This window comes from Bradyrhizobium sp. B117 (assembly GCF_038969555.1).
Classification (GTDB): Bacteria; Pseudomonadota; Alphaproteobacteria; order Rhizobiales; family Xanthobacteraceae; genus Bradyrhizobium.
The window spans coordinates 9,202,737-9,226,601 of record NZ_CP152414.1 but is presented as its reverse complement, the minus strand read 5'-3'; the positions used below and the strand labels follow the sequence as shown (position 1 = coordinate 9,226,601).

26 protein-coding genes are annotated in these 23,865 nt (G+C 64.9%); 13 read left to right on the top strand and 13 right to left on the bottom strand.

What is annotated here, in order from left to right:
- Nucleotides 1–31 precede the first annotated feature (31 nt).
- The gene (locus tag AAFG16_RS43870; protein ID WP_342735264.1) at nt 32–913 is read left to right on the top strand and encodes a PhzF family phenazine biosynthesis isomerase; all 882 of its coding nucleotides are present in this window, start codon (nt 32–34) and stop codon (nt 911–913) included.
- 55 nt (nt 914–968) lie between these two features.
- On the opposite strand, the gene AAFG16_RS43865 is transcribed toward AAFG16_RS43870, so the two are convergent.
- On the bottom strand, nt 969–1,547 hold the full coding sequence (locus AAFG16_RS43865; RefSeq protein ID WP_342741080.1) for a thermonuclease family protein: 579 nt from the start codon (nt 1,545–1,547) through the stop codon (nt 969–971).
- A gap of 70 nt (nt 1,548–1,617) precedes the next feature.
- A complete protein-coding gene (locus AAFG16_RS43860; protein WP_342735262.1) occupies nt 1,618–2,001 on the bottom strand; it encodes a hypothetical protein in 384 nt (127 codons plus the stop codon).
- Between the two features lie 362 nt (nt 2,002–2,363).
- On the opposite strand from AAFG16_RS43860, the gene AAFG16_RS43855 reads away from it, so the two are divergent.
- Both AAFG16_RS43855 and AAFG16_RS43850 read left to right on the top strand, forming a co-directional pair.
- On the top strand, nt 2,364–3,569 hold the full coding sequence (locus AAFG16_RS43855; protein WP_342735260.1) for an OpgC domain-containing protein: 1,206 nt from the start codon (nt 2,364–2,366) through the stop codon (nt 3,567–3,569).
- Between the two features lie 35 nt (nt 3,570–3,604).
- On the top strand, nt 3,605–4,093 hold the full coding sequence (locus AAFG16_RS43850; RefSeq protein WP_342735258.1) for a DUF2059 domain-containing protein: 489 nt from the start codon (nt 3,605–3,607) through the stop codon (nt 4,091–4,093).
- A gap of 44 nt (nt 4,094–4,137) precedes the next feature.
- Here the strand turns inward: AAFG16_RS43850 and AAFG16_RS43845 are convergent, their stop codons facing one another.
- A complete protein-coding gene (locus tag AAFG16_RS43845) occupies nt 4,138–5,343 on the bottom strand; it encodes an ABC transporter substrate-binding protein (protein WP_283082371.1) in 1,206 nt (401 codons plus the stop codon).
- Nucleotides 5,344–5,559: 216 nt separating this feature from the next.
- Here AAFG16_RS43845 and AAFG16_RS43840 point away from each other — a divergent pair, with 216 nt between their 5' ends.
- Complete coding sequence (locus AAFG16_RS43840) at nt 5,560–7,173, top strand: acyl-CoA synthetase (protein WP_342735256.1); 1,614 nt, start codon at nt 5,560–5,562, stop codon at nt 7,171–7,173.
- A 15-nt stretch (nt 7,174–7,188) separates the two neighbouring features.
- Nucleotides 7,189–8,196 carry an NAD(P)-dependent alcohol dehydrogenase gene (locus AAFG16_RS43835; protein ID WP_342735254.1) on the top strand — a complete coding sequence of 336 codons (1,008 nt, stop codon included), beginning with the start codon at nt 7,189–7,191 and terminating at the stop codon, nt 8,194–8,196.
- Between the two features lie 12 nt (nt 8,197–8,208).
- On the opposite strand, the gene AAFG16_RS43830 is transcribed toward AAFG16_RS43835, so the two are convergent.
- Nucleotides 8,209–9,408: an MFS transporter gene (locus tag AAFG16_RS43830; RefSeq protein ID WP_342735252.1), complete on the bottom strand. Its 1,200-nt coding sequence runs from the start codon at nt 9,406–9,408 to the stop codon at nt 8,209–8,211.
- A 175-nt stretch (nt 9,409–9,583) separates the two neighbouring features.
- Between AAFG16_RS43830 and AAFG16_RS43825 the strand changes: the two genes are divergently transcribed.
- The 3 genes from AAFG16_RS43825 (at nt 9,584) to AAFG16_RS43815 (ending at nt 12,517) form a co-directional block, all read left to right on the top strand.
- A complete protein-coding gene (locus AAFG16_RS43825; protein ID WP_283082367.1) occupies nt 9,584–10,387 on the top strand; it encodes an MBL fold metallo-hydrolase in 804 nt (267 codons plus the stop codon).
- Between the two features lie 157 nt (nt 10,388–10,544).
- Nucleotides 10,545–11,561, top strand: coding sequence for an alpha/beta fold hydrolase (locus tag AAFG16_RS43820; RefSeq protein ID WP_342735249.1), 1,017 nt, complete (start codon nt 10,545–10,547; stop codon nt 11,559–11,561).
- 8 nt (nt 11,562–11,569) lie between these two features.
- Nucleotides 11,570–12,517 carry a fatty acid desaturase gene (locus AAFG16_RS43815; RefSeq protein WP_342735247.1) on the top strand — a complete coding sequence of 316 codons (948 nt, stop codon included), beginning with the start codon at nt 11,570–11,572 and terminating at the stop codon, nt 12,515–12,517.
- Nucleotides 12,518–12,573: 56 nt separating this feature from the next.
- Here AAFG16_RS43815 and AAFG16_RS43810 read toward each other — a convergent pair whose 3' ends face one another.
- Both AAFG16_RS43810 and AAFG16_RS43805 read right to left on the bottom strand, forming a co-directional pair.
- Nucleotides 12,574–12,813, bottom strand: a complete 240-nt coding sequence (locus AAFG16_RS43810; RefSeq protein WP_027565063.1) for a hypothetical protein — start codon at nt 12,811–12,813, stop codon at nt 12,574–12,576.
- 136 nt (nt 12,814–12,949) lie between these two features.
- Nucleotides 12,950–13,930 (bottom strand): YafY family protein, encoded by a 981-nt coding sequence (locus AAFG16_RS43805; protein ID WP_342735245.1) that lies wholly within the window; start codon nt 13,928–13,930, stop codon nt 12,950–12,952.
- A gap of 87 nt (nt 13,931–14,017) precedes the next feature.
- On the opposite strand from AAFG16_RS43805, the gene AAFG16_RS43800 reads away from it, so the two are divergent.
- On the top strand, nt 14,018–14,662 hold the full coding sequence (locus tag AAFG16_RS43800; RefSeq protein WP_342735243.1) for a glutathione S-transferase family protein: 645 nt from the start codon (nt 14,018–14,020) through the stop codon (nt 14,660–14,662).
- 198 nt (nt 14,663–14,860) lie between these two features.
- Here AAFG16_RS43800 and AAFG16_RS43795 read toward each other — a convergent pair whose 3' ends face one another.
- The 4 genes from AAFG16_RS43795 to AAFG16_RS43780 all read right to left on the bottom strand — a co-directional run bounded on the left by AAFG16_RS43795 (nt 14,861) and on the right by AAFG16_RS43780 (nt 18,787).
- Entirely contained in the window at nt 14,861–15,646 is a 786-nt protein-coding gene (locus AAFG16_RS43795) for an enoyl-CoA hydratase/isomerase family protein (protein ID WP_342735241.1), read from the bottom strand.
- A gap of 12 nt (nt 15,647–15,658) precedes the next feature.
- Nucleotides 15,659–16,768 (bottom strand): cyclic nucleotide-gated ion channel, encoded by a 1,110-nt coding sequence (locus AAFG16_RS43790; protein WP_342735239.1) that lies wholly within the window; start codon nt 16,766–16,768, stop codon nt 15,659–15,661.
- 122 nt (nt 16,769–16,890) lie between these two features.
- On the bottom strand, nt 16,891–17,109 hold the full coding sequence (locus tag AAFG16_RS43785; protein WP_092220713.1) for a hypothetical protein: 219 nt from the start codon (nt 17,107–17,109) through the stop codon (nt 16,891–16,893).
- 232 nt (nt 17,110–17,341) lie between these two features.
- The gene (locus AAFG16_RS43780; protein ID WP_342735237.1) at nt 17,342–18,787 is read right to left on the bottom strand and encodes a TAXI family TRAP transporter solute-binding subunit; all 1,446 of its coding nucleotides are present in this window, start codon (nt 18,785–18,787) and stop codon (nt 17,342–17,344) included.
- A gap of 414 nt (nt 18,788–19,201) precedes the next feature.
- Here AAFG16_RS43780 and AAFG16_RS43775 point away from each other — a divergent pair, with 414 nt between their 5' ends.
- Entirely contained in the window at nt 19,202–19,549 is a 348-nt protein-coding gene (locus AAFG16_RS43775; RefSeq protein WP_283087103.1) for a DUF3307 domain-containing protein, read from the top strand.
- Between the two features lie 281 nt (nt 19,550–19,830).
- Complete coding sequence (locus tag AAFG16_RS43770) at nt 19,831–20,229, top strand: hypothetical protein (RefSeq protein WP_342735235.1); 399 nt, start codon at nt 19,831–19,833, stop codon at nt 20,227–20,229.
- Here the strand turns inward: AAFG16_RS43770 and AAFG16_RS43765 are convergent.
- Nucleotides 20,226–20,540, bottom strand: a complete 315-nt coding sequence (locus AAFG16_RS43765) for a YkgJ family cysteine cluster protein (protein WP_283082357.1) — start codon at nt 20,538–20,540, stop codon at nt 20,226–20,228. The genes AAFG16_RS43770 and AAFG16_RS43765 overlap by 4 nt on opposite strands.
- 5 nt (nt 20,541–20,545) lie before the next feature.
- Nucleotides 20,546–21,244, bottom strand: a complete 699-nt coding sequence (locus tag AAFG16_RS43760; protein WP_283082356.1) for a YafY family protein — start codon at nt 21,242–21,244, stop codon at nt 20,546–20,548.
- A 112-nt stretch (nt 21,245–21,356) separates the two neighbouring features.
- On the opposite strand from AAFG16_RS43760, the gene AAFG16_RS43755 reads away from it, so the two are divergent.
- Entirely contained in the window at nt 21,357–21,617 is a 261-nt protein-coding gene (locus AAFG16_RS43755; protein ID WP_027565052.1) for a hypothetical protein, read from the top strand.
- 37 nt (nt 21,618–21,654) lie between these two features.
- Nucleotides 21,655–22,383, top strand: coding sequence for a glutathione S-transferase family protein (locus AAFG16_RS43750; protein ID WP_342735230.1), 729 nt, complete (start codon nt 21,655–21,657; stop codon nt 22,381–22,383).
- Between the two features lie 313 nt (nt 22,384–22,696).
- Here AAFG16_RS43750 and AAFG16_RS43745 read toward each other — a convergent pair whose 3' ends face one another.
- Nucleotides 22,697–23,848 (bottom strand): ABC transporter substrate-binding protein, encoded by a 1,152-nt coding sequence (locus AAFG16_RS43745; protein WP_235543200.1) that lies wholly within the window; start codon nt 23,846–23,848, stop codon nt 22,697–22,699.
- Nucleotides 23,849–23,865 lie beyond the last annotated feature (17 nt).

Genomic DNA, 23,865 nt, shown 5'->3' with positions numbered 1-23,865 from the left:
CCGTCGCGCCATCATGACCGTGAGCCATCCCATGACCGAGATCGAGCTTGTCAACGTGTTCACCCACTTAGGCGCCGGTGGCAATCCATGTCCCATCGTGATCGATGCATCGCATCTTGCAGGTGAGGGGATGCAGGCGGTGGCGCGGCACTTTGGGCACGAGTCGGGTTTCGTCCTGCCGGCAGCAGGGCCCGAGTCCGACTATGTCTTCCGGTTCTGGGTGCCACGGCACGAGATGGAGATGTGCGGCCACGCGACGATCGGCGCGCTGTGGGTGCTTGCGACCAAGGGGCGCTTGCCCGTCGAGCACGTTCGCATCGAGACGCGCAGTGGGCCGGTGACGGGCTATGTCGATGGCGCCGGCTCGGGCGAGCCATCTGTCGAGATCAGCCAGCCGGCCGGCAAGGTCGTCGATCTCTCGCGTGCCGACGAGGAGGACGTGCTGTCGGCGCTGAAGCTGTCACGCAGCGATCTGCTCGACCTGCCGATCCAGAACGCCGTCACGTCGCGCGTGAAGACGTTGATCCCGATGAAAGGCGTCCGCGAGCTCAACGCGCTGGTGCCGGCGCCTGCGCAGATCGAGGCGTGCTGCGGCCGGATTGGGTCCACCGGCCTTTATCCCTATGCCATCGAGCAACAGGCCGAACGACGTTTCGAGGCGCGACAATTCCCGAAATCGTCGGGCTACCCGGAAGATGCGGCCACGGGTATCGCTGCCGCGGCGCTTGCGTTCGGACTGCTCAGGAACGGCCTTGTGGAGCGCAACAGCGAGCGGATCACCATCATGCAGGGACGGGCGATGGGAGCCTTGTCCGAGATCGGCGTGCGCCTCGGCTTCGCCGGCGACAGGCCTGTCGGCTGTCTGCTCGGCGGCTCCGTCACGCGCGCGGAGACGCATGTCTTGCAGCCCTGAGAGGCTGCGCTGGAGCATGATCGCGGCACCATGCCGTGCTTTAGGCCCGCGCCGCTCAGAACTTCGTAATCGGCTTCCCGTCCGCCCCGACCAGCGTCGACGGGGCCTCGCCGAACACCAGGCTATCAGGCTGAAACTTGATCGTCTTGCCGCCCTCGACGAACTCCGCAAAATTGCGCGGCGTCGCCGAGTGCACGCCGTTGGCCAGGAAGTCCGTGGTCTCGTAGCAGGTGTCGGGCTTGCCGCCGGATCCTTCGCTCAGGAATTTCTGGAAATTCTGGCTCGTCACCTTGGCCTTCTTGCGGGCCGACCAGTTGGTGTAGCGGCGGTAGAGCTTTGGCAGGATCACCGGGCCCTTGTCGGTCGCGAGCACACTGGTCTCGTTCTTTTTCGGCTCGATCAGGTCGAAGTCGAACGCCCCAATCGTCTTGGCGAGATGCTTCCAGACCGGCAGCTTCTTTGCCCGCGCGGTCTTGGCCAGCGCCAGGAAGGCCTTGATCTCGTCGTCGTTCATCGACGAGTAGAATGTCGGATAGGCAAAACCCTGTTCGACCAGCCAGTGGTTGATGTCGACCTTGTTGCCGCCGACCGTCACCTCGATGTCACCGACCAACCGGCCATAGGTGTCGAACACCTCGTTCGGCGTATCGACATGGGTGAACACCCGGCAGGCGAGCGCCGCTTCGCCGGGGCCGCTGAGGAAATCATGCAGCGCCTTGCTCGCGGTGGCGCCGAGGAATTGCCGGTAGGAATGGGTGACCTCGTGATAGGCCTGCTTCTTGGCATCCGGCAGCCCCTTCTTCTCGGCGGCCGAGAGCGGCGACGGCATATAGTGCAGCTCGGGCGCATCGATGCAGGCGAATGGTGAGCTTGCCGTTCTTGATCGGCGGTGTCGCGGTGCGGCCCTTGACCTTGGCGTTGTCGAAGACATGGGTCGGATGGAATGGCGCCGTGTCGCTCTTGCGGAAGCGGATCGCGTCGGGCGCGACGTTCACGATCACCTTTGTGGTGTCGGCGTCCGACCGGCCCTCCGGCCAGAACTGGCTGACATCGATGGTGCCTTCGACTTCCAGCAGTCCAACGGGCATCGGCCGCTCCTCCCCATGAGCGCGTCGGTCGCTTTGACACGGCGACTCGCGCGCACAATCGGCAGACAACGGATCATCTTCATGCGACAGGCCAGTGACGGCAGATGGGACAGGCGCGATACGTTGTTGGGCGACCCTGTAGAGGGGTTGGCCGCCAGGGCGGTCGCCCGCCGCTTGTGCGGCGCAAGGCGGAAGCCGCCGCGACGGCGGCGGGCGTGTCCACAAAATCCCTTGCGCGGGCCTCAAGGTCGGCTACCGTTGGTACGCTAGCCGCAGGGTTAGGTGACGTATTGATCGCGATTTTTTAGCATCCGATTTTTCGGCGCCGCGACGGCGCGACGCCCAGCAAGCGAGGCGGGGCCATGATCACACGGGACCAGTCAGCTCTGTTGGCGCCGGTCGAGCGCGACCTGCGGCTCGATCTCTTCCGCGGCATCGGGTTGTGGATGATCTTCCTCGACCACATCCCGCACGACGTCGTGGCCTGGCTGACCTTGCGCAACTACGGCTTCAGCGACGCCGCCGAGTTCTTCGTCTTCATCTCGGGTTACCTCGTCGGCTGGATCTACGGGCCGATCGTTGCGGGCGGCTGGTTTCTCGCCGCCGTCAAGCGGCTATGGCGGCGCGCGGCCGAGATGTATGTCGCCCACATCATGCTGTTCCTGCTGTTCACGGCGCAGATCGCGCGCACCGCGCGCCGCTTCGACAATCCGATGTACGAGCACGAGTTCAACGTGTTCAATTTCCTCGCGCATCCGGACGAGCTGATCGGGCAGGCGATCGTGCTCAAGTACAAGCCGGTCAATCTCGACGTGCTGCCGCTCTACATCACGCTGGTGTTCGCCTCGCCCTTCATCGTCTGGTGCCTGGTGCGCCGGCCGACCCTGACGCTCGCCGCGTCCGTCGTGCTCTATCTGCTGTCGCGCTGGTTCGATTGGAACGTCGCCTCCTATCCGCCCGGCACGACCTGGTACTTCAACCCGTTCTGCTGGCAGCTGATGTTCGTGTTCGCGGCCTGGTGCGGCATCGGCCAGATCGAGAGGATCGCGACCTTGGTGTGGTCCAGGGCCGCGATGGCGCTGGCGGCGGCCTGGCTGGTGTTCGCGTTCCTGATCGTGATGACCTGGCACATCCCCGCGCTCGAGGCCTTGATCCCGAAATGGATGATCAAGCTGATCTACCCGATCGACAAGACCGATCTCGACATGCTGCGCTTCACCCATTTTCTGGCGCTGGCGATCTGGGTGACCCATTTCGTCCCGCGCAAATGGCGGGCGCTGCACGCGCCCTGGCTGCGCCCCGTGATCCTCTGCGGCCAGCACTCGCTGCCGATCTTCTGCCTGGGGGTGTTCCTGTCGTTCTCCGCGCATTGGATCCTGACCCAGTACACCAAGGGCGTCTGGGAGCAGCTCGCCGTTTCCGTCGTCGGCATCGTCATCATGATCGGCGCGGCCTGGCTGCTCGACCGCGCCGGGCGGGTGCCCAACCTGTTCGTGAAGGTGACGGAGGTCGAGGAGGCCGACACCGACTTGGACAGGGCGTCGGCCGCGACGCCCGCAGCCCGTTGATGCAATCGCCAGCCCGTATTCTCGTGGAGAGGGCCATGTTCAGACCTGTGTTGACGATCGCCGGCGCTCTCCTGCTCCTGGTCTGCGGGGCCTCCGCGCAAGCGCCCTCGCCGGAGGCGATGAGCGCGGCTCGCAAGCTCGTGGTCACTCTGAAGATCGCGGATCAGTATCGCGCGCAGCTGCCGCAGCTGCTGCTCAAGCTCCGCCCCGTGGTCGCCCAGGACAGGCCGGAGATCGAGCGCGACTATGATGCGCTGACGGCCCCGGGCTCGGAGATCTATGCCCCGTTCGTCGCGTCCATGATCGACCAGATCGCAGCGCTCTATGCGCAAAGCTTCACGGTGGACGAGCTGCGCCAGATCGAAGCCTTCTACGCCCAGCCAGCCGGCAAGAAGTTTCTGGAGAAGTCGGATGCACTGGCGCAGGCGAGCGCGCAAATTAGCCAGGATGTCAGCCAGAAGGCCGCCGACGAATTGAAGCAGCGCCTCATCGAAGCACTGCGCCAGAAGGGGCATAAACTCTGAGTGCGGGGAGGGCGCGCGTGAGATGCCTCGCGCGCGCCGCCTGCTCACTTCACCAGCGGGCAGCCGCCGTCCTTCAGCGGCCGGAAGGCCTGGTCGGCCGGCACCTCGGCGAGCAGCTTGTAATAGTCCCACGGGCCTTTCGACTCTTCGGGCTTCTTCACCTGGAACAGGAACATGCTGTGCACCATGCGGCCGTCCTCGCGCAGGATGCCGTTGTCGGTGAAGGCATCCTTCACCGGCAGCTCGCGCATCTTCGCCATCACCGTCTTGGTGTCCTTGGTGCCGGCGGCCTGCACGGCCTTGAGGTAATGCAGGGTCGCGCTATAGGTCGCGGCCTGGTTCATCGTCGGCATCCGCTTGACGCGCTCGAGGAAGCGTTTGCCGAAGGCGCGGGTCTTGTCGTTGAGGTCCCAGTAATAGGCCTCGGTGATGATCAGTCCCTGCGCGAGCTTCAGCCCCAGGCTGTGCACGTCGGAGATGAACATCACGATCGCGGCGAGGTTCTGGCCGCCGGCGACGATGCCGAACTCGCCGGCCTGCTTGATCGCGTTGATGGTGTCGCCGCCGCCATTGGCAAGCCCGATGATCTTGGCCTTGGAGGCCTGGGCCTGCAGCAGGAAGGAGGAGAAGTCCGCCGTGTTGAGCGGATGCTTGACGCTGCCGAGCACCTTGCCGCCCGCCGCCTTCACGACGTCGCCGGTATCGCGCTCGACCGAATGGCCGAACACGTAGTCGGCGGTGAGGAAGAACCAGGTGTCGCCGCCGTTCTTGACGATGGCGCTGCCGACCGTGTGCGCATTGGCATAGGTATCGTAGGTCCAGTGCGCGGTGTAGGGAGAGCACGACTTTCCGGTGATGTCGGAGCTCGCCGCATCGGTTACGATCATGATCTTCTCGTACTGCTTCGACAGCTCCATCACCGCAAGCGCGGTGGCCGAGGTTGGAAGGTCGATGATCATGTCGACGCCCTCGGTCTCCCACCATTTGCGCGCGATGGTGGAGGCGACGTCCGCCTTGTTGAGAACGTCGGCCGAGACCATGTCGATCGGCTTGCCGAACATCTGTCCGCCGAAATCCTCGATCGCCATCTTGGTGGCTTCGACATTCCCCTGGCCGCCGATGTCGGAATAGACCGAGGAGAAGTCGGAGAGCACGCCGATCTTGAGTGGCGTCTGCTGGGCGGAAGATGGACTAGCAAAGCATGCAAGAAGCAATCCGGCCGCGAGCACGGCGCGAGTATTCCGGTACATGAACATTCCCCCTTTTATGTTTATGATTGGTGCGCAGCCTAGATTTGCTCCGACCAGGCGTCAAATCTTGCGTGATGGCGCCAGTCCACCGGCCGATTTGACGCGCACGTTGGCCCCCTCTACGCTTCTCGCAAACTCAAAAGTGCGCGCGTGCCAGGACCTGACGAGCGTCAAGGTTGGCATCTGCGCAAATCGTAGAGCTCAGGGGAAACGAAAATGTCGAGCGACACCGCAGCCACCATCTCGAAAGCGCGCGAGCATTCCATCGGCGATCTCTTGCGCCGCTCCGCGGGCCGCGAGCCGAACAAGCTCGCGGTGAGTTGCGGCAGCGTGAGCTGGACCTTCGCCGAGGTGGACGCGATCTGCAATCGGCTCGGCCGCGGCCTGCTCGGGCTCGGCGTCGGGAAGGGCGATCGTGTTGCGGTGCTCTCGCGCAACTCGCACGCCTTTGCCGCGTTGCGCTTTGCGGTGGCGCGGATCGGCGCGGTGCTGGTGCCGATCAACTTCATGCTCAACCCGGACGAGATCAACTTCATCCTGAAGAGCTCCGGCGCAAAGCTGCTCGCGACCGGGCCTGACTTCGTCGAGCCGGCGAAGGCCGCTTCGGCCAAGGATTGCGCCGTCGAGAAGATGATCTGGCTGCCGGGCGAGGATCCCGCCAGCGCGCCCGCCGGTCTCACCACCTTCGACGATCTGCTTCATGCCGATGGCTCGTTCCTGGAGGTCTCCATCGACGGCCGCGATCTCGCGCAGATCGTCTACACCAGCGGCACCGAATCCCTGCCGAAGGGCGCGATGCTGACCCATGAAGCGGTGATGTGGCAGTATGTCAGCTGCATCATCGACGGCGGCATGAGCGTGGACGACAAGTTCCTGCACGCGCTGCCGCTCTATCACTGCGCCCAGCTCGATGTCTTCCTGGGGCCGCAAATCTATCTCGGCGCTTCCGGCGTCATCACGGGCAAGCCGACCGCCGACAACATCCTGGCGCTGATCCAGGCCCACAAGATCACGTCCTTCTTCGCGCCGCCGACGATCTGGATCGCGATGCTGCGCTCGCCGAACTTCGACAAGACCGATCTGTCGACGCTTCAGAAGGGCTATTACGGCGCCTCGATCATGCCGGTTGAGGTGCTGCTCGAGCTGCAGCGCCGCCTGCCCAACGTCAAATTCTGGAACTTCTACGGCCAGACCGAGATCGCGCCGCTCGCGACCGTGCTGCGTCCCGAGGACCAACTCCGCAAGGCGGGCTCTGCCGGCAAGCCCGTGCTCAATGTCGAGACGCGCGTGGTCAACACGTCGATGGAAGATGTGAAAGTCGGCGAGGTCGGGGAGATCGTGCACCGCTCGCCGCATCTGTTGTCGGGCTATTACAACGATCCCGTGAAGACGGCAGCAGCGTTCAGCGGCGGCTGGTTTCACTCCGGCGATCTCGCCACCGTTGACGCTGAAGGCCACATCACCGTGGTCGATCGCGTCAAGGACATGATCAAGACCGGCGGCGAGAACGTTGCGAGCCGCGAGGTCGAGGAGATGGTCTACCGTATCCCTGAGGTCTCCGAAGTCGCGGTCGTCGGCCTGCCCGATCCGCGCTGGATCGAGGCGGTGACTGCGATCGTCGTGGTCAAGACCGGCGAGACGCTGGATGAAGAGTCCGTCATCAAGCACTGCGCCGGCCAGATGGCGCATTTCAAGGTGCCCAAGCGCGTAATCTTCGTGGATGCCTTGCCGAAGAATCCGAGCGGCAAGCTGCTCAAGCGCGAGCTGCGCCAGCGCTTCGTCGGCAGCGAGACACTCGACAAGGCGGTCCAGAAGAGTTTTGGCACCTGAGGCGGAGCGCGTCCCATGAAGACCTGGCAGGTTGCGCGCGACTGGTCGATCGAGGGGATGGAGCTGGCCGATCTGCCAGAGCCGACGCCCGGCCCCGGCCAGGTCGCGGTGCGGATGAAGGCGGCATCGCTGAACTATCGCGATCTGCTCACGATCCAGGGCAAGGGCGGCGTCAGTAGATTGCCGCTGATCCCATTCTCGGATGGTGCCGGTGAAGTCATTGCCGTCGGCGAGGGCGTTACGCGCGTCGCGGTCGGCGATCGCGCCTGTCCGATGTTCTTTCAGTCCTGGATCGACGGAAAGGTGTCGGCGACCAGCCGGCGCTACGCGCTCGGCGGCACGCGGCCGGGCGTGCTGCAGGAGGTCATGGCGCTCGACGCCGAGGGCGTCAGCCGCATTCCTTCTCACCTGTCATTTCAGGAGGCCGCGACGCTGCCCTGCGCCGGGCTCACGGCCTGGCGCGCACTGTTCGAGGAAGCAGATGTAAAGCCCGGCGACACCGTGCTGGTGCAAGGCACCGGCGGCGTCTCGATCTTCGCGCTGCAATTCGCAAAGCTCGCCGGCGCGAGCGTGATCGTGACCTCGTCGAGCGACGACAAGCTCGAGCGTGCGAAGGCGCTCGGCGCCGACCACACCATCAACTACCGCTCGGTGCCTGAGTGGGGCAAGGCCGCGGCGGAGTGGACCGGCGGCGGCGTCGACCATGTCGTCGAGGTCGGCGGCAAAGACACGTTTGCGCAATCGCTGGAGGCGGCGCGGGTCGGCGGCACCATTCTGGTGATCGGCGTGCTCACGGGCTTTTCGCAGCAAATCGCGATCCCGACTTTGTTTGCCAAGAATTTGCATGTGAAAGGCCTTTCCGTCGGCAGCCGGCGTATGTTCGAAGGCATGACGGCTGCGATCCGACGCAACGGCACGAAGCCGGTGATCGATCGCGTGTTCGGTTTTGATGCCGTGCCGGATGCACTGCGGCTGATGCAACAGGGCGGCCATTTCGGCAAGATCGTGGTGGAGTTTCCCTAAGGCTTCTTCGCCTCAGTACTTTTTCACGTGCGTCCCGAACGCCAGCCACAGCGCCATCGACGCAAGGCCGAAGCTGCCGAGCAGCAGGAAGGTCGGACCGTAGCCGATCCATTGCGCGATCCAGCCGCCGAGTGCGGGACTGAGGCTGGCGCCGACGCCTTGCACGGTGATCACGGCGCCCTGGCCGAGATTGATGCGGCCGGTGCCGTCGAGCGAGCGTGCCACCATGCCGGGGACGGCGACAGTCTGAAGCCCGGTGCCGATGCCGTCCAACACCTGCATCGGCACCACGCCCCACCACCCCGTGACGAAGAAGGCGAGCACGCCGCGCACGGGCAAAAACATGAAGGACACCAGGATCACCGGCCAATAGTTGCGTTTGCCCGCGACCTGCATGGCGACCAGCGACGTCACGACCATGACGCCCTGCGCAATGACGACGGTGGTCGCAACGAAGCTCGGGCCATTGGCCTGTCCCTCAGCCACGGCCGCCAGGCCATAGAGTGGGACGATCGCCGCATTGCCGAGATGGAAGATGGCAAGCGCGAGCGCCAGCACCAGGAGCGGCTTGTGCTTGAGCAGGACGGACATGGCGTCGGGCGGGTTCTTGCTCTCGTCCTCCTTGCTGCCGCGGGCCTGGCGATCGTCGATGGCCTTGGCGGGAATCATCAGCACGCAGGCGATGGCGATCGCGCCGAACACCGCCGCGAGCACGAACACGGCGACATATCCGTATCTGTAGCCGAGATAGCCCGACAGCGCGGCACCGACCATGTTGCCGGCGTGGTTGAAGGCCTGGTTGCGGCCGTTCAGCGCGTTGAAGCCTTTTTGCTTGGCGATGCCGAGCGTGATGCCGGTCACCGCCGGCACGATCGCGGCGCTCGCCAGCGATTGCGCGACCTGCGAGAACGTCACCGCCCAGAAATTCTGCGAGAGCAGGATGATCGCGGACGCCAGCACCACGCAGATGCCGGGGATGACGACCCACAGCCGCTTGTTGCGGCTGGAATCGATGAAGCCGCCGATCGGCGTCGTGACCAGCATGCCCGCGACGTTGCCGACCGTCAGTGCGGTGCCGATCAGCCCGGTCGCCCAGCCGCGCTCTTGCAGGAACACGCCGACGAACGGCCCGATGCCCGACTGCATGTCGGCCATGAAGAAATTGACCGCAAACAGCGGCCAGATGCGGGGTGGTGAGGAGCGTGATGTCATCGAGACGCTGAAATGTTCCTGCCGGTCGAGAGAGGTCTCGTGCAAAGCTGATCGTGATTGACCGGCCGATTGCGCCGGCATGGACGAAAACGTAACCTGCGTTGACAGCGTTGGTTCCTTCCCACTTGCGGCTGCGGGACAATGTCGCGTCGCGCGATCTTTTTGGATCCTGACCATGCCTCTCTGGACCTGCGAAACCTGCGGCGCGCAATTTCCGGCCGGCGAAAAGCCGCCGGCGTCCTGTCCGATCTGCGAGGACGAACGGCAGTTCGTCGGCTGGAAAGGGCAGACCTTTCTCACGCGCGAAGCATTGGCTGACGGCCATCGCCTGGTCTGGCGCGACGATCTCGGCCTTACCGGCCTCGCGCTCGAGCCGAGCTTCGCCATCGGCCAGCGCGCGCTGCTGGTGCCGCTAACCGACGGCTGCCTGATGTGGGATTGCATTCCATTGGCGACGCCGGAGGCGGTCGCACAGGTGCGTTCGCTCGGCGGCCTGAAGGCGATCGCGATCTCGCATCCGCATTATTATGGCGCACTCGCCGACTGGAGCGAGGCCTTCGGCGGCGTGCCGGTCTATCTGCACGCGGATGATCGCCAATGGGTGACACGACCGCATCCCTCGATCGTGCACTGGACTGGCGATCAGCATCGCATCTCCGACGACGTGCTGCTGCTCCGCACCGGCGGTCATTTCGCCGGCGCCACCATGCTGCATTGGTCGCGCGGCGCAGACGGCAAGGGCGCGCTGCTCACCGGCGACATCGCGCAGGTGACGATGGACCGCCGCTTCGTCAGCTTCATGTACTCCTATCCCAACTACATGCCGCTCAATGCCGCCGCGGTGCGGCGCATTGCGGCCGCCGTCGCGCCGCTCGCCTTCGACCGCATCTACGGCGCCTGGTGGGGCCGCAACATCGCCGCAGGGGCCAAGGCCGCCTTTGCAGCCTCGGTGGAGCGGTACATCGCTGCCATCGCGTGAGCTGCGCGACGGCCGAAATCCGCGTTGCCTTGCTCTAATAAATGTACTACAAGTACAGTTATTAGGTGCGGCGCAACGATGCGTTTGCCGGTCCGGCACGATCGATGCATCGTTGCCTCGGCGGGCGCGTTCTGCGGCCGCGCGAGGGAGTTGGTCCATGACCGGGCAGCGCGACTACGAGATATTTGATGCTGGCGACGTCACGCTTCAGTCCGGTGCCGTCTTCCCCGCGATGAAGCTCGCCTACAAGACCTATGGCACGCTCAACGCGGCCAAGGACAACGTCATCCTCTATCCGACCTCGTTCAGCGCCCAGCACTTCGACACCGAATGGCTGATCGGGCCTGACGGCGTGCTCGATCCCACGCGCTATTTCATCATCATCCCCAACCTGTTCGGGAATGGCCTGTCGTCCTCGCCGTCGAACACCGCCGGCCCCTATCCTGCGATCACCTATCACGATGCGATCGCGGTCCAGCATCGTCTCCTCACCGAGCGCTTCGGCATCACAAGGCTTGCTCTGGTCTATGGCTGGTCGATGGGCGGCATGCAGACCTATCACTGGGCGGCGCTGCATCCCGACATGGTCGCGCGCGCCGCTGTGGTCTGCGGCAGCGCGCGCTGCGCGCCTTACAATCATGTCTTCCTCGAAAGCGTGAAGGCCGCACTATCAGCCGATCCCGCCTTTCGCGACGGCCGCTTCGTCGAGAAGCCGGTTGCCGGCTATCGCGCCATGGGGCGCGTCTATGCCGGCTGGGCGATGTCGCACGGTTTCTACCGCGACGAGCTCTGGCGCGAGGCCGGCTTCACCTCGCTCGAGGATTATCTCGTCCGCAACTGGGACACGACCTTCGCCCGCCGCGACGCCAACGACCTGCTGACGCACGCCGGCATCTGGCAGCGCGGCGACATCAGCGCATGCGCGGCCTTCGGTGGCGATCTCGACCAGGCGCTGGCCGCGATCAGTGCGCATATGCTGCTGATGCCGGGCGCGACCGACCGCTATTTCGACGCGCGCGACAATGAGGCCGAGCTTCCCAAGCTCGTCAACGCCAAATCGGCGGTGCTGCATCCGATCCCTTCGCAACACGGCCATCGCGCCGGCAACCCCGTCAATAATCCGCGCGACACGGCCTTTCTCAAGGCCGAGGTCGCGGCGCTGCTCAGCAAGTAAGGCCGATCATGACTGACGCGACCGTTTCCGAGCCCGGCCATCGCCTGAAGCCGCTCACGCCCGCGATGCTGCGCGAATTGTCGGTGCGCTCGAACCTCAGGGGCGCGGCGCAGAGCATCAGTCATTACGGCATGATCGTATTGGTCGGCGCGCTGATCTGGATGGTCACGTCCCGCTACGGCATCCTATGGGCGCTGCCGTTGGTGGTGGCGCAGGGCTATCTCGTCGCCTTCCTGTTCATGGCGGTGCACGAGACCGCGCACAAGACCGCGTTCAAGAGCCGGGGCCTCAACCTCGCGGTCGGCTATCTCTCCGCCTTCATCATCGGATTGCCGTACGAATATTACTGCCTGTTCCACTGGGACCATCACCGCTACACCCAAGATCCCGACAAGGACCCGGAGCTCATCGTCGGCGTGAAGCCGAGATCCGACACCCAGCTCGCGATCGCCTATAGCGGCCTGTTGCAGGTCGCCGGCCGCCTGCGGCTGATGCTCGGCCATGCCGTCACCGGCAAGGTCGTCGTGCCCTGGATCCCCGAGACCAAGCGCGCCACCATCGTGGCCGAGGCGCGCGCCTATGTCGCGCTCTATGCGCTGCTGCTCGGGCTCTCGCTGTGGTTCTCCTCGGCGCTGCTGCTCTGGATCTGGATCGTGCCGCTCGTCATCGGGCAATTCTTCCTGCGGCCCTATCTCTATGCCGAGCACACCGGCTGCGATCGCACCCGCAGCGCATTTCAGAACACCCGCACCACCTATACCGGCGCGGTGGTCAAATGGATCGCGTGGAATATGCCCTACCATGTCGAGCACCACGCCTATCCCTCGATCCCGTTTCACGCGCTGCCGAAGCTGAATGCGATCGTCGACGACGAGATCGTCCATCGCGGCCGCGGCTACATTCAGACGACGCGCGAGACCTGGGGCTGGTTTCGCCGGTATCGGCAGAGCATCTAGCTCAAAGCAAAACTCCGGCCGCAGTGCGACCGGAGCTTTGTCGAAGAGGTGAGATATCAGTAGATCCCGTAGGCGCAGACATTCACGACGCGAACGCGCAGGCCGTGGCGGGTCTGGACGACGCGCTCCTGGTAGCAGTTGTTGATGCCGGTGTTGACATAGAGGCCGCCATAGCCAAAGCCCCAGCCGGGACCCCAGTGATGATGGAAGCCGTGGGCCGAAGCGGCGGTGGGCGCGAGAGCGGCAGCACCGAGCGAGCCGGCAGCGATCAGACCGAGAGCAAGCTTACGAAACATTTTCATTCTCCAGTGGCGCTAAGGCCGTTGTTGTGTCCCTGCATCTCCGTCGGGTCGAAACGCGAATGCGTTCACGACGCGAGCCGAGAATCGTGTTTCAGGAATGTTTCGTGGGCTGCGGCGAGGTGCGCCGATATCAGGCTTTCCGCGCCGCGCGATAGCGCGCGGCCATGGCCTGCGTCATCTCCGCCATCTTCTCGCGGAGATCGGCGGGCTCCAGCACTTCCGCCTCGGGACCGAGCCGCAGCAATTCGGACGCGGCGTGCCAGGAGGTCTTGCCGGTCGGCAGGCGCGCGATGCGCCAGCCGTCGGCATCGGCGGTCTCTTCAAGCTGCGTGCGCGCCTTGACGTAAGGCTGGCTCAGCGCGTCGAGCAGCTTCACGCCGAACGGCGACAGCCGCACGATCGCGACATTGGGATGCATCTCGGCCTCGAGGCGCAGCGTCGCGGCCTGCCAATAGGCGGCGAGATCGAAATCGGCGGGACGATCGAAGCGGTCGTCGAGCGCGGTGCAGTCGAGCACGCGCGCGACACGATAGGTGCGCACGCTGCCGTCGACCTGCCCGGCGAGATACCAGCTGCCGCCTTTCAGCACGAGGCCGAGCGGCGCCACGCGGCGCTGCTTCTCGGCGCGCCAGCTCCGGTAGCGGATCTTGATCAAGGTGCCGCGCAGAGCCGCACCGGCAATGCTGCGCAGGTGCTTCGGCTCTTCCGCTTCGCCGAACCAGCCAGGTGCATCCAGATGAAAGCGCTCCTGCATCCGGCCGGCGTCCTCGCGCAGATTGGCAGGCAGCGCGGCCATCAGCTTGTTCTGCGCGGCGATCATCGCCGCATCGAGCCCAAGCGCCGCGGCCGGCCCGGGGAGCCCTGCGAGGAACAGCGCGCCCGCTTCGCTCTGCGACAACCCGTTCAGCCGCACCCGATAGCCGTCGAGCAACCGATATCCGCCCTCGGCGCCGCGGTCGGCATAGACAGGAACGCCGGAGGCCGCGAGCGCGTCGATGTCGCGATAGATCGTGCGCACCGAGACCTCGCAGGCCTCCGCAAGCTCGGGCGCAGTGACCTGCCCCCTGGCCTGGAGGGTGGTGAGGATCGACAGCATCCGGCTCGCGCGCATGATCCCTTAAACCATACCTGACACAGGATGTCAGGTATCCTCCGTTACAAGCTGAGCCATCGCCAGCCGGCCAGATGGAGACCTGCCATGACTGATTCCAATCGCATCACCCTGTATTATGCGCCGCAGAGCCGGGCCACCGGCACGCGGGTGCTGCTGGAGGAGCTCGGCGCGCCCTACGATCTTCACGTCTTCAACATGAAGGCCGGCGAGCAGCGCCAGCCGGCCTATCTCGCGATCAATCCGCTCGGCAAGGTGCCGGCTGTCAAGCACGGCGAGGCGCTCGTGACCGAGCAGGTCGCGATCACCATCTATCTCGCCGATCTCTTTCCGCAGGCCGGCCTCACGCCCGCGCTGAGCGATCCGCTGCGCGGTCCTTACCTGCGCTGGATCGCCTATTACGGCGCCTCGTTCGAGCCGGCCCTGATCGACAAGTTCATGCAGCGCGAGCCGGCCCCGATCACGCAGTCGCCCTATGCCGATTACGACACCATGCTGGGTGCACTCGAGGCGCAGCTTGCGAAGGGGCCGTATCTGCTCGGCGAGCGCATGACGGCCGCCGATGTGCTGTGGGGCATCGCATTCAGCTGGACCATGATGTTCGGCATCGTGCCGAAGAAGGACGTGTTCGTGCGCTATGCCGAGCGCATGACCTCGCGCCCGGCGTTCCAGCGCATCACTGCGGCGGATGACGAGATGGCGGCTGAGCATGCCAAGGCTGTCGGGGGCTGAGCTAGCGCCTCAACCTCCGCCGTCGTCCCGGGGCGCGCAAAGCGCGAGCCCGGGACCCATAACCACAGGGAGGAGTGGTTACGGGGACTCGGAGTGACCGCATCTGCGCGACAAGTTCTCCCTGTGGTTATGGGTCCCGGGCTCATCGCTTCGCGATGCCCCGGGACGACACCGAGTAGGAGGTGCGTCTTCCTCCTCTCAAAACCGCGGCACCCGCTTCTCCGCGAACGCCTTGATCCCTTCCTTGATCTCATCTCCGCGCATGCTGTCGCGGTGGCGCTGGTCGGCGGCGGCGTCATCGAGCTCGCCGCGGGCGAATTCGTTGATAGCGCGCTTCATGCCAGCCATCGCTTGCGGCGCATTGCCGGCGAGGATAGTGGCGAGCTTATCGACCTCCTCATCGAGCGTCTCCTCCGGCACCATCGCGGTGAGATAGCCGATCCGCAGCATCTCCGGCGCGCTGATCTTCTGCGCCGTCAAAAACAGCTTCTTCGCATTGTCGACGCCGAGCCGCGTAACGTAGCGCTTGATGCCGCTCCTGTAGTAATGCAGCCCGAGCCGCGCCGCCGGCATGAACATCTCGGCGGTGTCGACGCCGATGCGGAAATCGCAGGCCAGCGCCAAGTCGGTCGAGCCGCCATAGACGCCGCCGTTGAGCCGGCAGATCGTCGGCACGCCGAGATCCTCCAGCCGATTGACGACCACCTCGAACGCCGAGCCCGCGCTCTGCTGTTCGGTCGCGCTGACCGCGCGCTCGGCGACCGAGTTGAGGTCATAGCCGGCCGAGAAGGCGCGCCCGGTGCCGGTCAGCACCAGTACGCGGATCGCAGGATCGGCCTCGACCGCGTCGAACAGCCTGAGCAGCTCGCCAAGGTCTTCTACCTGTAGTCGGTTGAGATGTTTTGGACGGTTGAGGCGGACGGTGGCGCGTGCGCCGTTGATCTCGAGCACGGGGCCGGAAGCCGCGTCGGCGTGATCCGACATTCTTGTCTCCTTTTATTTATTTTCCAGCGCGCGGCGCTTTGCTTCGGCGTCGATGGTTTCGGCGAGATCGGGATGCCGTGCCATCAGCACGCGGAAATCGACGAGGTCGAGCACCAGGAGCCGCGACACCTTCGTGGTCGAGACATTGGCGCCGCGCATGTTGTTGCCCAGCAGCGCCATCTCGCCGAAGAAGGCGCCCTCGCCAAGCTGCACCTTCTTGCCGGGCAGGTCGACCTCGACCTCGCCGGCGGCGATGAAATACATGCAGTCGCCTTGCGCGCCCTTGCGGATGATCATGGTGCGCGCCGGCAGCTCCATGGTGCGCAGCATGTGGGTGACGTCGGCGATCGCCGCAGGTCCGAGCGCGGCGAAGAACGGCACCTTGCTGACGGATTCCCAGGTCTTGAGGAAATTGTCGCGCCTCGTCTCGGCGGCAAAGCCGGTCGCCAGAACACCGGTCCAGAGGCCGAACACGCCGAGGCCGGAGATCATCACCAGCGCCGCCACCATGCGCCCGAGCGGCGTCACCGGCACGACGTCGCCATAGCCTGTCGTGGTCAGCGTGACGACAGCCCACCACAACGCGGCCGGCACGCTGCCGAAGGTCTGGGGCTGCACGTCCCGCTCCAGAAAGTATTCGGCAACCGAGGCCAGGAACACCACCATCAGGAAAATCACGAGCACGCTCACCAGCGGCCCGGATTCCAGCACCAGCACACGGCGAAGCTGGCGCAGGCCGGGAATGCCCGGCACCACCTTCAGCACCCAGAGCACGCTGAGCAACCAGGCCGTGTTTGGCTCGACGCCGAGTGTCAGCGCGAGGGGAACGGCCAACGCACCGATCGCGTCGACGATGCCGGCGGAGGAGGACAAATAGAGCGACAGGCGCTCCGTTCGCGCCATGTGGCGCAGCCGGACCACCCATTCGAATACGAAATAGGCGAGGCAAGCCCACAGCAGGGAGTCGACCCAGTGATGCGCCGCCTCGTAGGCCGGGCCAATCGTGAGCAGCACCATGCTGAGCACGCCGACGCCCACCGCCACATAGGCCGCCTTGGTCATGTTGCGGCCGGCCGTGGCGGCCGCGAACTGGGCCAGTGCAGAGATCAGCGGCTTGGACATGCGGGAGAGCGGCTCGGTTTGGCTTTTGCGGTCCCGGCTGGGACCGCGGCGCCAAAGTGCCTGCCCGGGCCGGGGTCGTCAACGACGGGCTCGGCGTCGCCAATCGCGAGATGGAGGCGGGGTTACCTGAAATGCGGCGGCTCGTCGTAGCCGCGGCGGCTGCTGAAAAACAGCAGGATCATCAGGCCGATGCCGACGATGACGGAGAATCCGGCCCCCAGCGCCAGGGCGACATAGCCTTCGGTCGGGATCGGGTCCCCTTCGACCGCCATCGCGGAATAAGCAAAATAGCCAACCGCCGCCAGCATTCCCAGAAGGAAGATGATGAGGAGTGTACGCATGGCGCGTTCTCCGGTTGTAACCGGAGCCAACGGTTGCGGAAGGAGACTGTTCCCGGGTTCCGCATGATCCGGTCTCGTGCCCCGGACACAGCGGCGGCCGTAGTGATGCGCTGCAGAGCCGGGGCCCATGCAGCAGCGTGCGTGCGGCCTCCTGGGTCCCGGCTCGGCGCTGCAATGCCTTCGGCATTGCAGCTTGTCCGGGACACGAGAGTGGGAGTGCGCGACCCTCGGATCAGGCGCTCTGCGCGGTCTTCACCACCACGACCTTGCTGTCCTCGGGCGGGGGGAGGGCGGCGGGGCCTGCGACCTTGTCGGCCTCGTCGCAATGGCGCTTGAGATAGTCGCGGCGCATGCCGATCTCGTCGCGGACGAATTCGTAGCCGAGCTTGAAGGTGTCGAGCCCGTCGGTACTGATCGTACCGTCTCGCAGACCGATGACGGCGCCGCGCAAAATGCCCTCCAACTCGTCCTGGAGACATTCGAGCTGATCGAGCGAATGGGCGTGCTCGATGCGTTCGCCGATGTCGAGGACGGCGGTGGACAGCTCGCCGGCCTTCTCCGGCGCGATGCGAGTGATCTTGGCGTAGATCGCAGCGAAGATCGAGCCGATGACGCTGAGCGCGGCGGCGCCCAGATACATCATGTCGCTATACTTATCCATGAACGACTTGGTGTCGTCGTTGATGTAATCGGCCGCGCCCTGATGCGCCATCACGTAGGCGTCCTTCTCGACCGAGGCCGGCTCGATCTTGCTGGCAAAGCCGTTGTCGAGCCCGAGCGCCGACTTGTTCTCGTAGACGATGCGGGCGAGATCGCCGGCCGTGGTCGCCGACATCCTGGATTGCGCGACCAGCAGCCATTCCAGCCCGATCGTCTCGAGATCGTCGTCGGGAATCTCGGGCGAGGCCGACAGCGTGCCTGCGGTCAGCGTCTCGTCGGAAATGCCAGGGAATTTGCGGGCGAGCGCCTTGGTCTCGTCGATCGCATTCAAGGTGAAGCCGCCGCGCTTGGCGACGTGCTCATAGGCCTTGTCACGCACCGCCTTCGAGGCGTGGACGACGGCGATCACCGCGCCGTATCCGTTCGCCGGCGCGAACAGCTTGTCGAGCGTCGCGCCCTGCGGCGCCATCTGGATCTTCGCAGCGTCGGGCCCGTCGGGGATGTCGAGGATGCTGCGCACGAAGGCGAGCGAGGAGTCGTTCTCGGCGAGGACGGCGACCTTCTTCTTCTTCAATTCCGCGAGCGACTTGATCTTCTTGTTGCCGGGCCCGAGCAACAGCACGAGATCGTGCTCGAGGATCGCGAGCGTGCGCGCCCGCAGCGGCACCTTGGCATCGGTGCGCAGCACGGCGAGGTCGGCCTGCTTGCGGTCGAACTGCGCGAGCGCCTTGGTATTGTCAGGGCTGTTGACGATCTTGATCCGGAAGCGCGAGGCGTTGTTCTTCAGCACCGCGGCGAGCTTGGCCGCGAACAGGGCCTCGTCGCTGTTCGGGGCACCGACCGCAAAGGTCAGTGTCTCCGAATTGTGCAGCATGGCGCGCCCGCCCCAGACGGTGGCGAGCGACAGCAGCAGGGTCAGCACGACGTAGAGCAAGACCTGCTGCTGGTTGGTCTTGATCACCTTGGGACGCCGCGGCTGCGGCTCTGACGGTGACGAGGCGGGGCCCTCAGTACTCATGCTCAGTACTCATGGCAGCACGCTGGCCTTATTCCTGGGCGGCAGGCTCGCGGATGTGGTCTGCGGCGCGCGCCGTGCAATTTCTAAGCGATTGAAAAAAGAACGATATTCTCTGTCTTCGATGATAGCGCGCCGCAACCGGAATGCAAATTTCGAGCCGAAGGTAACCTTACTCCTCCCGACCGCGGCGATTGGTCATCCTATCACCAGTTAGCCACAGTTGGCGATTTTCCGGTTCCCCCCGGCTGCATTCTGCCGCAGGAGATGTCATAAATTGGAGGTCCCGGCGATTTGACCGGTCCAAGAAGAAGTTGCGCTGAACGCTCCGATCTTTCTTGTCACGTCAATGAGGCGTCAGCTTTGTCGTTTCCACCCATGTCATCGGCGGTTCCGGTCGAAGCGCTCATTGGCTGGATGTTGCTGCTCACCTTCAAGCACATCATCGCCGATTTCGTGCTCCAGACCGCCTGGATGGCGCAGGGCAAGGACCAGAAACACGGCTGGGCCCTGCCGCTTCTGGTGCACTGCCTGATTCACCTTGCGGTTGCGCTGCCGCTGATCCTGCTCGTCGCGCCGCGATTCTGGTTCGTCGCCTTCATCGACTTCGTGATCCACATCACCATCGATCGCGCGAAGGGATTCGTCTCGGCCAATCTCGGTGTCGACCTGCATCATCCCTGGTTCTGGACCCTGATCGGCGTCGACCAGGCGCTGCACCATCTCACCGGCTTCGGCCTCTCCATCTTCATGGCGGCGAACTGAGGCTGGGCCTTTTCTCGGCCTCCAGGTGGAGGCAGTCGCTATCGGCACAGAAGGTCGTCATGCCCGGGCTTGTCCCGGGCATCCACGTTCTTCGCGCCGCTTGGCTCTCCGTGGATGGCCGGGACAAGCCCGGCCATGACGCCGTGGAGCCTTTGACCCCTCACTAGCGCCCCTCTGATTCGCGGCCGGCGCGCAAGAACCCCGGGTGACTACCGGGCAGCGTGGTTAACCTTTCATTAGAGAATTGCGCTGCATCTTCCGCACCACGAGGGAGAACTGCAATGTTTTCAAGCCGCGACGCTTTTGAAAGCGATTTCTGCCCGGTTCGCGACGAACTCCTTGGCGAGATGTATCGCGCCAGCGAGAGTGGCCTGCCGAGGTTGGTTGAGAGTGTTTCCCCTGAGGCACGCGCCCGCCTGGCGCTGTTCTGCTATCGCCGCAGCCATCTGCACTCGCTGGCGGTCGCCATCGCTGCAAGCTGCAGCGAGCGCGACCTGATCGAGAACGGCGGCCGCGTCGGCTCGACGCTCTACGCGCTGTCACGTGCGAGCTCGGCCAAATCGTCGCCGTCGCTATCGGGCGGCCGCAAGCCGATCACGCTGTCGACCAAGCCGCTCTCGGTGCTCGCACCGCTGGACGACGAGCTCGACGACGAGATCGCTGAAGTCGTTCCGGCCTAAGTTGGTTCGATCGCCGGAAGCCTGAACTTCCGCCGCGCCATCGTGCATTCGGCATCACCCGGCATGCACGTGCGGCACACCTCCGGCCGCACGGCGTAGATGCCGCACGCCGTCGCCTTTCCAATTTCGCCTTGCAAGGCCGAGCAGCGATCGCCCTCGCAACGCATGCCGGATTGACGCGCATTGACGAGCGCTTCGGGAATCGCCGCAAGCTCCTCGTCGCTCTCGATCGAGAAGCGCGGCCAGTTCTCCGAATAGCCGCAGCACGCGCCGCAGCTCTGGCAGTAGCTCGACAGATCGATCTCTTGCATCGTCCTCACGTGTCCTTTGGCGGGCCCCAGACCAGGCTCTGCCGCCATCTCGCGCGCAGCACGTCGCGCCTTTCAGGATATTTCTCGTCGAGATAGGTCGCCTCCACCACGCGATCGGTGCGGAAGCTGCGGAAGTCGCTGCGCAGCTCGCACCACGCCGCAAGCAGGCGCACGGCCTCGAGATAGCCGACCGAGATCGGCCAGATCATGCGCTCGCTGGGGCGGCCCTGCTCGTCGCGATAGCGCAGCATGATCTTCTTGCCTTCGTGGATCTGGGTGCGCGTGCGCACCATGTCGAGGCGATCCGGCTCCCTGTTCCAGCTCGGCCGCGCGCGGCTCGCGGGCTCCAGCACGAAGGGACGCAGGCGCTCCGGGACAGTGTCTGCGATCTTGGCCATCAGATCTTCGGCGGCACGCGCCAACGCGGAATCGGCATGGCCCGCCACCCATTGCGCGCCGAGCACCGCGGCCTCGATCTCGTCGGGTGTCAGCATGAGGGGCGGCAGGTCAAAACCCTTTTCCAGGATATAGCCCATGCCGGCTTCGCCGCGGATCGGCACGCGCTGGCCCATCAGCGTCGCGATGTCGCGATAGATCGTGCGCTTGGAGGTCTCGAGCTCGGCCGCGATCGCGTCCGCCGTCAGCGGCTTACGCGTGCGCCTCAGCACCTGGATGATCTGAAACAGCCGGTCGGCGCGTCTCATGACAATTCTCTTATCAGGATTGGATCAGATAGCGGCGCGCTGCTGCTGACAGGATGTTGGCAGCAGGGGGGTTCTATACCGGGACAACACATCGACTGAAGAGGATTTGTCCATGATCATTCCAACCCATTTCGGCCCGGCACTTCCGATGCTGCGGGCACAGGCGTGGTCCGCATCGGCATTCGGCCGCCTCGTTTCGCTCGATCTCATGGCCGTCGACCTCCGGTTTGCCCTCGCAAGCGTGGTGGCACGCTCGCTGACCCAGGCTGCGGACGCGCTGGTCCGCCACGTCATGGCCCGCGCCTGGCGGGGGGCCCGTTTCGCAGAAGATATCACGGCTGCTGCCACCATGGTGGCAGCAGCCCGGCACTAGGTTCCGTCAAAGTTTTCGGTAGACCAGGAGAACGCGCATGATCACGCTTTACGGCTTTGGCACCGGCTTCGGCCTGCCGGAAATCAGCCCCTTCGTCACCAAGACCGAGGTGCAGCTCAAGATGGCAGGGCTGCCCTACCGGAAGGAGCGCGCGATGCCGCCCGCGTCCCCGAAGGGGCAGCTGCCCTTCATCGACGATGGCGGCGAGGCGGTGGCCGATTCCACCTTCATCCGCGCCCATATCGAGCGCCGCTACGGCTTCGATTTCGACGCCGGCCTGTCGCTGGCCGGGCGCGCCCAGGCCTGGGCGTTCGAGCGGATGATCGAGCATCACGTCTATTGGGCGCTGGTCGGCGCGCGCTGGGTCGATCCGGTCAACTTCGCCAAGGGCCCGTCGCATTTCTTCGACGGCGCGCCGGAACATAACCGCGAGAAGCTGCGCGAGGACGCGCAATTCCGCGTCGCCGAGAATTATCTGCTCTCGGGCCTCGGCCGCCACGCGCCCGATGATGACGTCGATCTTGCCGTGCGCTCGCTGTTCGCGCTGTCGGTGCAGCTCGGCGACAAGGCCTATCTGATGGGCAACAAGCCCTGCGGCGTCGATGCTGCCGCCTTCGGCACGCTCGCGGGGATCCTCACGCCGTTCTTCGAATCCGGACTTCGCCAGCGCGCCGAGGGATTTCCGAACCTCACCGCCTATGTCGACCGCATGATGGACAGTTATTATCCCGAGTTCGCCTGGACCCCGCTGCGGCAGGCGGCTTGAGGCCTGATGGATGAGACCAGACTCGCGCTGCAGTGACGATGCGTTCCCTCCCCCCTTGCGGGGGAGGGCTAGGGAGAGGGGTAGCCCAGCAAAAGGTGCCGGTTGTCGATGAGGCGCCAAGAGCAGGTGCGGGATCGATAGAATCCCCGTGTGGCACCCCTCTCCCTGACCCTCCCCCGCAAGGGGGGAGGGAACGAAGAGAGCGCTGCTTTTGGCCGAACCCGATTCGACTTCACGCTCGCTAATCTCAGATCCAAAAACAAAAGAGCCGGCCCAATGGGCCGGCTCTCGTCGTCTCGAACTGTCGCTAGGCCTACTTCACCAGCGTGTACTTGCCGTTCTTCACCGTGAGCAGGATGCGCGCGCGCTCGTCGACGCCGTAGCGGTCCTTTTCGGTGAAGTTGTAGACGCCCTGGCTCGCCGCGAGTTCCTTCTCCGACAGCAGCGCCTGACGGATCGCTTCGCGGAATTCCGGCGTGCCCGGCTTGGCCGTCTTCAACGCCACCGGGATGATGCGCTTCAGGATCTCGAAGGCATCGTAGGAATGGCCGGCGAACTGGCTGCGGCTGTTCGGGCCGTACTTGGCCTCATAGGCCGAGTTCAGCGCGAGGCCCGGCCTCTTGGTGGCGGCTTCGTCCGGCTGGTCCTCGGGGTCCATCACCGGGCCGGACGCCATCAGCACGCCTTCGGCCGCTTTGCCGGCGATGCGGATGAAGTCCATGCTGGCGGCGCCATGGGTCTGGTAGATCAGGCCCTGATAGCCGCGCTCGCGCAGCTCGGTCTGCGGCAGCGCGGCCGCGGTGCCGGAGGCGCCGACCAGGATCGCGTCGGGATTGGCGGCGACGAGCTTGAGCACCTGTCCGGTGACCGACGTATCGGGACGAGCGAAGCGCTCCTCGTCAACGATGGTCATGCCCATCGGCACCGCCTGCGCCTTCAGATCGTTGAACCAGAGGTCGCCATAGGAGTCGGAATAACCGATATAGCCGAGGGTCTTCACGCCCTTGGACTTCATGTGGTCGTACAGCACCTTGCCGACGATCGGAATCGGCTGCGGCATCGCCACCGACCACTTCATGCGTTCCGGCGTGATCGGGAACGGCGCCAGACCAAAATGCGGAATGCCGGCTTCGTTGGCGACATTGGAGACCGCGATGGTCGGCGGCGTCAGCGCCGAGCCCATGATGATGTCGGCCTTCGATTCCGTCACGAAGCGGCGGGCGTTGGTTGTCGCGGTGGTGGGATCGCCGCCGTCGTCGAGCACGATCACCTTCAGCGGCACGCCGCCGATTTCCTTCGGCACGAATTCCAGCGCGTTGCGCTCGGGAATGCCGAGCGCCGCGCCCGGGCCGGTCGTGGTGGTGGTGATGCCGATGGTGATTTCGGCGGTCTGGGCCAGCGCTGGCAGCGCCGGCAGGGCGAGCGTCGCGGCGGCAATGGCGGCGGTCAGGTAAAAGCGTTTCATCTATTCCTCCCTTGACG

Coding starts and splice junctions, on each gene's coding strand:
- AAFG16_RS43870 (WP_342735264.1), top strand. CDS start 32: ATGACCGAGATCGAGCTTGTCAACGTGTTCACCCACTTAGGCGCCGGT.
- AAFG16_RS43860 (WP_342735262.1), bottom strand. CDS start 2,001: ATGCCCGTTGGACTGCTGGAAGTCGAAGGCACCATCGATGTCAGCCAG.
- AAFG16_RS43855 (WP_342735260.1), top strand. CDS start 2,364: ATGATCACACGGGACCAGTCAGCTCTGTTGGCGCCGGTCGAGCGCGAC.
- AAFG16_RS43850 (WP_342735258.1), top strand. CDS start 3,605: ATGTTCAGACCTGTGTTGACGATCGCCGGCGCTCTCCTGCTCCTGGTC.
- AAFG16_RS43845 (WP_283082371.1), bottom strand. CDS start 5,343: ATGTACCGGAATACTCGCGCCGTGCTCGCGGCCGGATTGCTTCTTGCA.
- AAFG16_RS43840 (WP_342735256.1), top strand. CDS start 5,560: ATGTCGAGCGACACCGCAGCCACCATCTCGAAAGCGCGCGAGCATTCC.
- AAFG16_RS43835 (WP_342735254.1), top strand. CDS start 7,189: ATGAAGACCTGGCAGGTTGCGCGCGACTGGTCGATCGAGGGGATGGAG.
- AAFG16_RS43830 (WP_342735252.1), bottom strand. CDS start 9,408: ATGACATCACGCTCCTCACCACCCCGCATCTGGCCGCTGTTTGCGGTC.
- AAFG16_RS43825 (WP_283082367.1), top strand. CDS start 9,584: ATGCCTCTCTGGACCTGCGAAACCTGCGGCGCGCAATTTCCGGCCGGC.
- AAFG16_RS43820 (WP_342735249.1), top strand. CDS start 10,545: ATGACCGGGCAGCGCGACTACGAGATATTTGATGCTGGCGACGTCACG.
- AAFG16_RS43815 (WP_342735247.1), top strand. CDS start 11,570: ATGACTGACGCGACCGTTTCCGAGCCCGGCCATCGCCTGAAGCCGCTC.
- AAFG16_RS43810 (WP_027565063.1), bottom strand. CDS start 12,813: ATGTTTCGTAAGCTTGCTCTCGGTCTGATCGCTGCCGGCTCGCTCGGT.
- AAFG16_RS43805 (WP_342735245.1), bottom strand. CDS start 13,930: ATGCGCGCGAGCCGGATGCTGTCGATCCTCACCACCCTCCAGGCCAGG.
- AAFG16_RS43800 (WP_342735243.1), top strand. CDS start 14,018: ATGACTGATTCCAATCGCATCACCCTGTATTATGCGCCGCAGAGCCGG.
- AAFG16_RS43795 (WP_342735241.1), bottom strand. CDS start 15,646: ATGTCGGATCACGCCGACGCGGCTTCCGGCCCCGTGCTCGAGATCAAC.
- AAFG16_RS43790 (WP_342735239.1), bottom strand. CDS start 16,768: ATGTCCAAGCCGCTGATCTCTGCACTGGCCCAGTTCGCGGCCGCCACG.
- AAFG16_RS43785 (WP_092220713.1), bottom strand. CDS start 17,109: ATGCGTACACTCCTCATCATCTTCCTTCTGGGAATGCTGGCGGCGGTT.
- AAFG16_RS43780 (WP_342735237.1), bottom strand. CDS start 18,787: ATGAGTACTGAGGGCCCCGCCTCGTCACCGTCAGAGCCGCAGCCGCGG.
- AAFG16_RS43775 (WP_283087103.1), top strand. CDS start 19,202: ATGTTGCTGCTCACCTTCAAGCACATCATCGCCGATTTCGTGCTCCAG.
- AAFG16_RS43770 (WP_342735235.1), top strand. CDS start 19,831: ATGTTTTCAAGCCGCGACGCTTTTGAAAGCGATTTCTGCCCGGTTCGC.
- AAFG16_RS43765 (WP_283082357.1), bottom strand. CDS start 20,540: ATGCAAGAGATCGATCTGTCGAGCTACTGCCAGAGCTGCGGCGCGTGC.
- AAFG16_RS43760 (WP_283082356.1), bottom strand. CDS start 21,244: ATGAGACGCGCCGACCGGCTGTTTCAGATCATCCAGGTGCTGAGGCGC.
- AAFG16_RS43755 (WP_027565052.1), top strand. CDS start 21,357: ATGATCATTCCAACCCATTTCGGCCCGGCACTTCCGATGCTGCGGGCA.
- AAFG16_RS43750 (WP_342735230.1), top strand. CDS start 21,655: ATGATCACGCTTTACGGCTTTGGCACCGGCTTCGGCCTGCCGGAAATC.
- AAFG16_RS43745 (WP_235543200.1), bottom strand. CDS start 23,848: ATGAAACGCTTTTACCTGACCGCCGCCATTGCCGCCGCGACGCTCGCC.